This is a genomic window from Streptomyces sp. MZ04, assembly GCF_004684775.1.
Taxonomy (GTDB): Bacteria; Actinomycetota; Actinomycetes; order Streptomycetales; family Streptomycetaceae; genus Streptomyces.
Genome location: NZ_SRIC01000327.1, coordinates 1 through 8651 on the forward strand (window position 1 = coordinate 1; position 8651 = coordinate 8651).

Sequence of the window (8651 nt, forward strand, 5' to 3'; positions counted from 1 at the left end):
GTTCATCACGGGGGCGGAGCTGGTGGCGGACGGGGGGTATGGGGCGTAGGGCAAGTCCCTGCGGGGCTCTCGAACGCCGGACGGGCTGGATTTCCCGGCCCGCCCGGCGTTCGCCGAGCAGCGGGCGACTAGCCGCCCAGCTCCTGGTGACGCGCGGTCAGGGCGACCGCGCCCGCCTCCGTCAGAGAGCCGTACAGCCGCAGCCGCGAGATGCCGCCGTCCGGGAAGATGTCGACACGGACGTGCGTGCCGACCACCGGGGTGTCCAGGACGAAGCGGTGGTTCGTGTCGGGCTGCAGGCGGGTACGGGGCAGGGCCTCGACCCATTCACCGTCCTCGCCGCCGTCACGTACCGAAAGAGACGCCCAGCCCGCCGAGTTGCCCTTCAGGTACGCCGTGTCGATCTCGACGGCGCGGATCTCCGACTGGGCGACCAGCTGGTAGCGGATCCAGTCGTTGCCGGTGTCGCGGCGGCGGCGGGTCTCCCAGCCGTCGTCCATCTTGCGGGAGCGGCCCGGCTGGATGGTGTTGGTGGCCGGGGAGTAGAAGCGGTCGGACGCGTCCTCGACCTGGCCGCCGTTCTCCAGGGCGACGACGTCGAACGTGCCGAGCGCCGCGAGCCACTTGGGGTCGGCGACGACCTCGCCGTACACACGCAGGCGGGCGATGCCGCCGTCGGGGTGCTGGTTGACGCGCAGGTGCGTGAAGCGCTGCTCGACGTCCACGGCGAAGCCGTTCGCCGCGTGGCCGCCGACCGCCGTGCGGGGCACGAGGGTCGTCCACTTCACGTCGTCGCCGAGGAGCTCCTCCGGCGTCGGCGAACCGGCGACCGAGGTGGCCTCGACGGAGACGGCCTGCGGGTAGTTGCCGCGGAAGTGGGCGGTGTCGATGACGATGCCGCGTACGACGCCGGGAGCACCGAGGCGGACAAGGGCCCAGTCGTGGTCATCGGCCGTCGGCCACGGGTGCTCGGCGGACACGCCACGGCGGCGGCGGGTCTCCCAGCCGTCCATGACCTTGCCCTTGTGCCCGAAGTGCTCCGGGTCGAACTCGGCGTCGTTGGCGAGGAGCAGGTTCTCGCGCATGGCGAAGAACTCGTCGTTGGCGGCGATCACGCCCGCGCCGAGCTGCCGGTCGGCGAGGTTGGCGTACTGCGTGAAGGGGAAGTCGGCGGTGCGGTAGTCCGCGTACGGGTCGCCGCCGCCGTAGGGGCTCGCGTCGCCGGTGAAGGTCGCCAAAGGAGATATAGGCTGCGCGGTCACAGTGATCAGTTCTTCCTTTCCAGAAGCCGGCCTGCGGGTTCGCTGAACTCGCCGCCGTGCAGGATGCGTTCGCCGCGCAGCCAGGTGGACTTCACGACGCCGCTGAGGGTCTTGCCCGCGTACGCCGTGACTCGGTTCCGGTGCTGCAGCTCCGCGGGGTCCACGGTGAAGGTCTCGTCGGGCGCGAGGACCGCGAAGTCGGCGTCGCGGCCGGCCTCGATGGCGCCCTTCTGGTCGAGTCCGACCAGTTCGGAGGTGCGCGTCGACATCCAGCGCACCACGTCCTCGAGGCTGTGGCCGCGCTTGCGGGCCTCGGTCCAGATGGCGGGGAGGCTCAGCTGGAGCCCGGAGATGCCGCCCCACGCGGTCGCGAAGTCGTCGGTCTTGAGCTCCACGGTGGACGGGGAGTGGTCCGTCACGACGCAGTCGATGGTGCCGTCGGCGAGCGCGGCCCAGAGCAGGTCCTGGTTGGCGGCCTCGCGGATGGGCGGGCAGCACTTGAACTCGCTTGCCCCGTCCGGCACTTCCTCCGCGGTGAGCGTGAGGTAGTGCGGACAGGTCTCGACGGTGAGCTTGACGCCCTCGCGCTTGGCGGCGGCGATCAGCGGCAGCGCGTCGGACGACGACAGGTGCAGTACGTGGACACGGGCGCCGAGCCGCTCGGCCTGGGCGATGAGCCCCTCGATCGCGACGTCCTCGGAGACGCGCGGCCGGGTGTCCAGGTAGTCCGTGTACTTGGGGCCGCTCTTGTGCGGGGCCGCGTCCAGCTCGTGCGGGTCCTCGGCGTGCACGATGAGCAGGCCCCCATCAGCACCGAAGCCGGCGATCTCGGCCATGGAGGCGGCGAGCTGGTCCTGGTTCAGGTGCGGGAACTCGTCCACGCCCGAAGGGGAGAGGAAGCACTTGAAGCCGTAGACACCGGCTTCGTGCAGGGGCTTGAGGTCCCGGACGTTGTCGGGCAGGGCGCCGCCCCAGAAGCCGACGTCGATGTGCGCCTTGGCGCGGGCGACGTCCTGCTTCGTGCGCAGGTTGTCGGCCGTGGTGGTCGGCGGCAGGGAGTTGAGCGGCATGTCGACGAGGGTGGTGATGCCACCGGCGGCCGCGGCGCGCGTCGCGGTCCAGAACCCCTCCCACTCCGTGCGGCCCGGGTCGTTCACGTGGACGTGCGTGTCCACGAGGCCGGGAAGCAGGACGTCGTCCCCGAGGTCCTCGAGCCGGGCACCGGCCGGTACATCGGCGTCGTGCGCGAGCACGGCCGTGATCTTCCCGCCGGAGACCGCCACCGACGCGGCGCGGGTTCCCTCCGGCGTGATGACGCGAGTCGAGCGCAGCACCAGTTCAACGTCCACCCTCAACGCCCTCTCTTCGCTGTTGTCCGTCGTCGTTTGCCGACGTTTGCCAGTATTTGTCGTTCGTTCTCTTCCGCTACACAGACCTTTCGGTTCCGCTAAACGGAATTCAACGTTCTGTTGAATGAGTCTTCACGTCCGACCCCCGGCCGTCAAGAGGTCACCTGGAACACCCTGGACGTTTCCACAAAGTGAAAATAGAATTCCGAAAGATAGAACGTAGCTACACACAACCGGACCGCCGAGCGATCACAGGACCCTCCTGTGGAGAAGCGGACAAAGGCCCCCTGACCGGCGAAGACGCCAGTACGGTCAAGGGACCACGTGAAGAACCGCCCGGTAGGCTGCTGCCTTGCCCGTCAGCCCCGAAAGGACTGCGCCGTGCCGACGTCAAGCGCCAGCGACGCCTCCACCGAAGTCGCCGCCTCCAAGCCGCCCGCTGCCAGCGGTGGTGTCCAGTCCCTCGAGCGCGCCTTCGACCTCCTCGAACGGATGGCGGACGCCGGAGGCGAGGTCGGCCTGAGCGAGCTCTCCGCCAGCAGCGGCCTCCCGCTGCCCACGATCCACCGCCTGATGCGCACGCTGGTCGCCTGCGGCTACGTACGCCAGCAGCCCAACCGTCGCTACTCCCTGGGCCCGCGTCTGATCCGCCTCGGCGAATCGGCATCCCGCCTCCTCGGCACCTGGGCGCGCCCCTACCTCGCCCGCCTGGTCGAGGAGACCGGCGAGACGGCGAACATGGCGCTGCTCGACGGGGACGAGATCGTGTACGTCGCACAGGTGCCGTCCAAGCACTCCATGCGGATGTTCACCGAGGTGGGCCGGCGGGTCCTCCCCCACTCCACGGGCGTAGGCAAGGCCCTCCTCGCCCACACCCCGCCGGAGGAGGTGCGGGCCCTGCTCGCCCGCACCGGCATGCCCGCCGCCACGGAGAAGACGATCACCACGCCGGAGGGTTTCCTCGACGCGCTGGAGGAGGTCCGCAGGGCGGGCTTCGCGGTCGACGACAACGAACAGGAGATCGGGGTGCGCTGCCTGGCGGTGTCGGTCCCCAACTCCCCCACGGCGGCGGCCATTTCGATCTCCGGCCCGGCGGGCCGCGTGACGGAGGCGGCCGTGGACAAGATCGTGCCGGTGCTGCAGGAGGTGGCGGTGGAGCTGTCCGCCGCACTGGCGAGTTCGGGGCCTGCGGCCTAAGGGTTCCATGGAGTGGGTCCGCAGGGAGGCACCCTGCGGCCCGCCGCCAAGAGGGCTTCGCCGCAGTGCCAGGTCAGCTCCAGGGATCTGCGACGCGGCCGTTCGGTTCGAGTCCGTACCGGAGCAGTTGCCGACGGCGGGGGTCGTCACCGCCGTTCCCCAAGAGCCACAGGGGAGAGGGATCCCCGGCCGCCACGGCTTTGAAGGCGAGGCTTTCGGCTTCGACGTGCTCGCCGGCTTCGTCGAGGAGCCGTGCCAGGCTGACGAGACCCCAGGTGAATTCCTGGTCGGCGGCCTTCTGGCAGAAGGAACGCAGCCTGGCGAGTCGGCCATTCTCGCGGTAGACCGTGGCCAGTTCATCCCCGATGTGCCAGTTACCGGTCTGCGTGGCACCCCGCAGGACATACTCCTCGGCACCGTCGAAGTCACCGGCTTCCATCCGCAGCACGGCCAGCTCGTCGTGGGCCGAGTGGTCGCCGGCAGCGACACACGCTTGGTACAGCGCTTCGGCTCCGGCGAAGTCTCCGGCCTCGTGCAGCCGTGCGGCCCTGACCCACAAGGCGTCGGCGCCCTCACGCTCTTCGATGACCTGGTGGAGGCGCTCTGCCTGCTCCGGGCCGAGTCGTGACGGCGAGAGCGCCATCTCCCCCACTGCCATGGTCGGGCTGACGTCGATCAGCTGATCGAAAAGACGGTCTGCGCGGACCTCGTCACCGTCCGCTCTCCACGCCGCGACCAGGTCGAGCATGTATGTGTAGTCGCCACGGCGAGCAGCCTCACGCGCGGGGGCTTCGGCGCCCTCCAGATCCGCGGCGCGCATACGGAGTTTGGACAGATAGGCCCAGACCCACTGATCGTCGTTGCCCGCATCGGCCAATGCCCGGCACAGACGCTCCGCTCCGTCCGTATCACCCGCGGACGCCAGTGGCATGGCCAGCAGTCCGACCAGTCCCGCGGCATCGGGCACGGGTTCGGCAGCGTCCTCGACTCGCCGTGCTGCCGCCTGGTAGAGCCGCAGGGCCTCTGCGGCGTCGCCGCTCTGGCCGCGTATCCGAGCGAGACGGATGAGGCCGTCGACGTCACCGGCATCGGCCGCGGCCTGGAAGCAGCGGACAGCTGTGGCGCGATGACCGACGCGATCGTGCAGGTTCCCCAGCTCGACCCACGCGCGGGGCAGGCCCTTGTCGGCGGCAGCCTGGTAGAGCAGCGAAGCCTGCCGGCGCAGCCACCGGTCGTCGGCCGCGCCCGCCAGTGCCATCAGATCGGCGGCCGACCCCGCGTGGTGCGCGGCGGCATTCCAGAACGCGGCCGGGGGCACGGTGAAGCGGCGCGTGTTCCGTGCGTACTGCTCCAGGTAATCGGCGAGCCGAAGAACAGTCTCCGCCGGGGCGGCATCTCCGGGGCGGGGCCGCCACGCCGTCAGCGGACCGGGAACGCCCTTGCAGGGTTGGCGGGCGTAGTCGAGGCCCTTCTCGAACCAGTCGTCGTCCATCAACTGCCATTGCTGGTCACTCAGGTATCCGGGGGCAGCCGCCCGCAGCAGCGCCGGACTCAGTGACGGGCCGTGTCCCAGGCGGCGGGCGTCCATGGCCGCAAGGATCACGGCTTGTGCCTCGGCCGGGGCAGCCTCGAAGCGCCGTACGAGCTCATGGGCGCCGGCAAGGAACTGAGTGACATGACGCCCGCCTTGCTCGACGGCAAGGGCCAGTCGCCGGTCCTGTGGCGCGACTTGGGCCAGGTGGTCCAGTTCGTCGTCGGTGAAGGCGTTCGGGACCGTGATGCATCGCCCGTCCAGGAGGTCGCGGGCCTGCGCGTGCGGGTCCTGTTCCGTCGGACGAGGCCGAACCGTCAAGAGGGAATGGTGCTCACGCCACAGCGTTCCCAGTACCAGGACAGGCGAACGCAGCGGGTCTGCCAGCAACGTCCTTAGTGCGCAGGCGGTTTCCTCCCCCAGAGGGCCGGTGAGATAGCGCTGTGTCTCGTTCAGCCACAGCACGGTGTGCGGGGCGATGTGCTGGCGCCGGTGCGTCTCGAGGAACTGCTCGGGCGAATGCGGCTGCCACAACCGCCATTTCGCGAGCTCGTGCAGGAGGACCACGACTTGCAAGGCACGCGTCTTGCCGGTCGACGAGTCCCCGACCAGCACCGCCATCTGACTGGACACCTCCGCCGCTCGACCGACCGATTCAAGGCGAAGGTCGTGCGGCCGACGGACATAGGGAGTCAATGAGGTGAGAGGCGGCAGTACGGGGTCGATGCTGTGGTGAACCCCGAGGTGGTCCACCGCGTACGTGTCGTCAGCCTCCTCGACGGAAACGCCGAGTGGGGATCGCGGGGTGTCGCCCTGGTCCGGCACCGCGGCGTCGTCCAGGTCGCCGGCGGCCGCGGCACGCAGCTGCAGCAGGGCGTGTACATCGAGCTTCAGGGCGCGGGCCAGCGCACCCACGGTGTCGGCCGTGGGGATGCCGTGGCCGGGGTTGAGCGCCGCGCTGACCGACGTGCGCGCCCGCTGGGCCCGGCGGGCGAGTTCGGTCTTGTTCAGGCCTGCGGCCACTCGCCCGGCTTCAAGGCGCGCCCGCAGCTCCCGCGATGCGTCCGCCGGATCCTGCGTGCCCTCTGCCGTCACCCTCGCCGCTCCTCACCTGCCGTGCTGTTCACCGGTGTTCATCTTTGTCCGCGTGCACCACGGCGAACAGTCGCTTCGGCAGATTCGGCACCGCATTCCTCAGCAGTCGGCGTCGAAGGAGAAGAACACTGTGTCCGACCACACCGTCATGATCGCGCTCGCCCTGGCCTTGACCATCGTGATCGCCGCCCTGGTCGCAGCGGGCGCCGGGTACCTCGCCCGTCGCGATCAGGCCACCTACCCGGCCGCGCTGACACGGGCCGCCGTGGCGTTCGCCGGCACCCTTACGCTGGCCGCTGTGCTCACCTCAGCGCTCGTCGGTGTCGGCGCGTAGTGACGCGACGAGCGTGTCTGGTGTCAGCGTCGAGGCTGGTGTGCGGGGCCGCCCCGGATCAGCCCCCGCCCCAGCGCCACCGCGACCGCCGCCGTACGCGAATCAACCCCCAACTTCGCGTAGATGTGCACCAGGTGAGACTTCACGGTGGCCTGGCTCAGGAAGAGGCGCTTGCTGATCTGCAGGTTGGACAACCCCTCCCGCACCAGCCGCAGCACCTCCAGCTCCCGCCCGGTCAGCGCCTCTCCGGGCGCCCGCATCCGGTCCATCAGCCGGTGCGCGATCGCGGGGGCCAGCGCGGACTGCCCCGCGGCAGCGGTCCGCACCGCCGCGGCGAGCTCCTCCGGTGGCGCGTCCTTCAGGAGATAGCCCGCCGCGCCCGCCTCGACCGCGGCGAGGATGTCGGCGTCCGTGTCGTACGTCGTCAGGACGAGCACCCGCGGCGCCCCCGGCTCGGCGGTGATCGCGGCCGTGGCCTGCGCCCCGTGCATGCCCGCCCCGAACTGGAGATCCATCAGGACGACGTCGAACCCGCCGGTCGCGGCGAGCGACACGGCGGCCTCGGCCGTCGCCGCCTCCCCCACGACGGCGAAGCCGGGCTCGGTGTCGAGCACCGCACGCAGCCCGGCGCGCACGACGGGGTGATCGTCGGCGAGGAGCAGCCGGATGGGCTCCGGCGCCACGGCGCTCACAGCGCGGCCCCCGTCGGAAGCGGCAGCGTGACCGCGACGGCCGTCCCCTGCCCCGGCGCGGACTCCACGCTGAGCGTCCCGCCGAGGGACCGGGCCCGCGCCCGCATCGCCGGCAGCCCGAACCCCCCGTCCTCCCCGCCTTCCGCGCTCGCCCGGGGCGCGGACCACGGATCGAAGCCCCGCCCGTCGTCGACCACGTCCAGGGACACCGACGTGTCCATGAAGCTGAGCGTGATCTCGGCGCGCCCGGCGTCCGCGTGCCGGACGGTGTTCGCGAGGGCGGACTGCGCGGTGCGGAGCAGGGCGACTTCGTACGGCGTCGGCAGCTCGGTGGGCGTACCGCTCACCGTGAACTGAACATGAACGTCGGAGCCGGGCGCCGCGGACGCGGAGAGCCGCTCAAGCGCTCCGGCCAGCGAGCCGCGCTCCAGGTCGGGCGGGCTGAGGGCCCGCACGAAGCGCCGCGCCTCCGCGAGGTTGTCCTGCGCGGCGGCACGGGCCTGCTCGATGTGCGGCGCGGCGGGCGATCCGGCGGGCAGCGCGCGTTGCGCGGCGCGCAGCAGGAGCTGGATGGAGGAGAGGCCCTGCGCGAGCGTGTCGTGGATCTCGCGCGCAAGACGCTCGCGCTCGGCGAGCGTGCCCGCGGTCCGCTCGGCGGCGGCGAGCTCGGCCCGCGTGGCCATGAGCTCGTCGATCAGCTCGCGGCGCCGCTCGCTCTCCCGGTACAGCGCCTCGTACCCGAGGACGGTCGCGACCGCCATGGCCGCGCCGAGCAGCGGCCCGATGAAGCTGCCGGGTGACAGGGGCGAGCCGTGCAGTACGAAGCTGGCGATGGCGGCAGCGGCGGTCAGCGCGACGGCGGGCAGCGCCCAGCGCACCGGCAGCAGATGCAGCTGCAGGAAGTACAGGGGAAAGGCCGTCCACAGCCCGTCCGGCGACAGGACGAGCAACACCACCCAGCACACACCAAGCACCGCGAGCCACACCGCCGCCGCACGCTGCGACCGCGCCACGCCCGGACTGAGCGTGCCCGCCGCGTAGACCCCGCCCATGACGACAACGGCCGCCACGACACCGCCGCTGTTCGGCGCACCGTCGGCGACGGCCCGCACGCCGGCAAGCGCAAGCAGCCCCGCGAACAGCCCGTGCAGACAGAGGCGCAGGGCGAGGGCGACGGGGGTGGTGCGGGAG

Annotated in this window: 7 protein-coding genes; 2 read left to right on the forward strand and 5 right to left on the reverse strand. The window is 71.1% G+C overall.

The features are described from left to right. Positions 1 to 128: 128 nt before the first annotated feature. Both alc and allB read right to left on the reverse strand, forming a co-directional pair. On the reverse strand, positions 129 to 1247 hold the full coding sequence (gene alc, locus E2651_RS37795) for an allantoicase (RefSeq protein WP_167829015.1): 1119 nt from the start codon (positions 1245 to 1247) through the stop codon (positions 129 to 131). A gap of 20 nt (positions 1248 to 1267) precedes the next feature. Next, positions 1268 to 2611 carry an allantoinase AllB gene (gene allB / locus E2651_RS37800; RefSeq protein ID WP_135335800.1) on the reverse strand — a complete coding sequence of 448 codons (1344 nt, stop codon included), beginning with the start codon at positions 2609 to 2611 and terminating at the stop codon, positions 1268 to 1270. A gap of 381 nt (positions 2612 to 2992) precedes the next feature. Here allB and E2651_RS37805 point away from each other — a divergent pair, with 381 nt between their 5' ends. After that, positions 2993 to 3808 (forward strand): IclR family transcriptional regulator, encoded by an 816-nt coding sequence (locus E2651_RS37805; RefSeq protein WP_135335801.1) that lies wholly within the window; start codon positions 2993 to 2995, stop codon positions 3806 to 3808. 73 nt (positions 3809 to 3881) lie between these two features. Here the strand turns inward: E2651_RS37805 and E2651_RS37810 are convergent, their stop codons facing one another. Then, positions 3882 to 6434, reverse strand: coding sequence for a helix-turn-helix transcriptional regulator (locus E2651_RS37810; protein ID WP_135335802.1), 2553 nt, complete (start codon positions 6432 to 6434; stop codon positions 3882 to 3884). A 130-nt stretch (positions 6435 to 6564) separates the two neighbouring features. Here E2651_RS37810 and E2651_RS37815 point away from each other — a divergent pair, with 130 nt between their 5' ends. Continuing rightward, on the forward strand, positions 6565 to 6768 hold the full coding sequence (locus E2651_RS37815) for a hypothetical protein (RefSeq protein WP_135335803.1): 204 nt from the start codon (positions 6565 to 6567) through the stop codon (positions 6766 to 6768). A 23-nt stretch (positions 6769 to 6791) separates the two neighbouring features. On the opposite strand, the gene E2651_RS37820 is transcribed toward E2651_RS37815, so the two are convergent. Beyond that, a complete protein-coding gene (locus tag E2651_RS37820) occupies positions 6792 to 7460 on the reverse strand; it encodes a response regulator transcription factor (protein WP_280922825.1) in 669 nt (222 codons plus the stop codon). Beyond that, a partial coding sequence (locus E2651_RS37825) for a sensor histidine kinase (protein WP_135335804.1) occupies positions 7457 to 8651 on the reverse strand: 1195 nt, incomplete at its 5' end. The genes E2651_RS37825 and E2651_RS37820, both read right to left, overlap by 4 nt.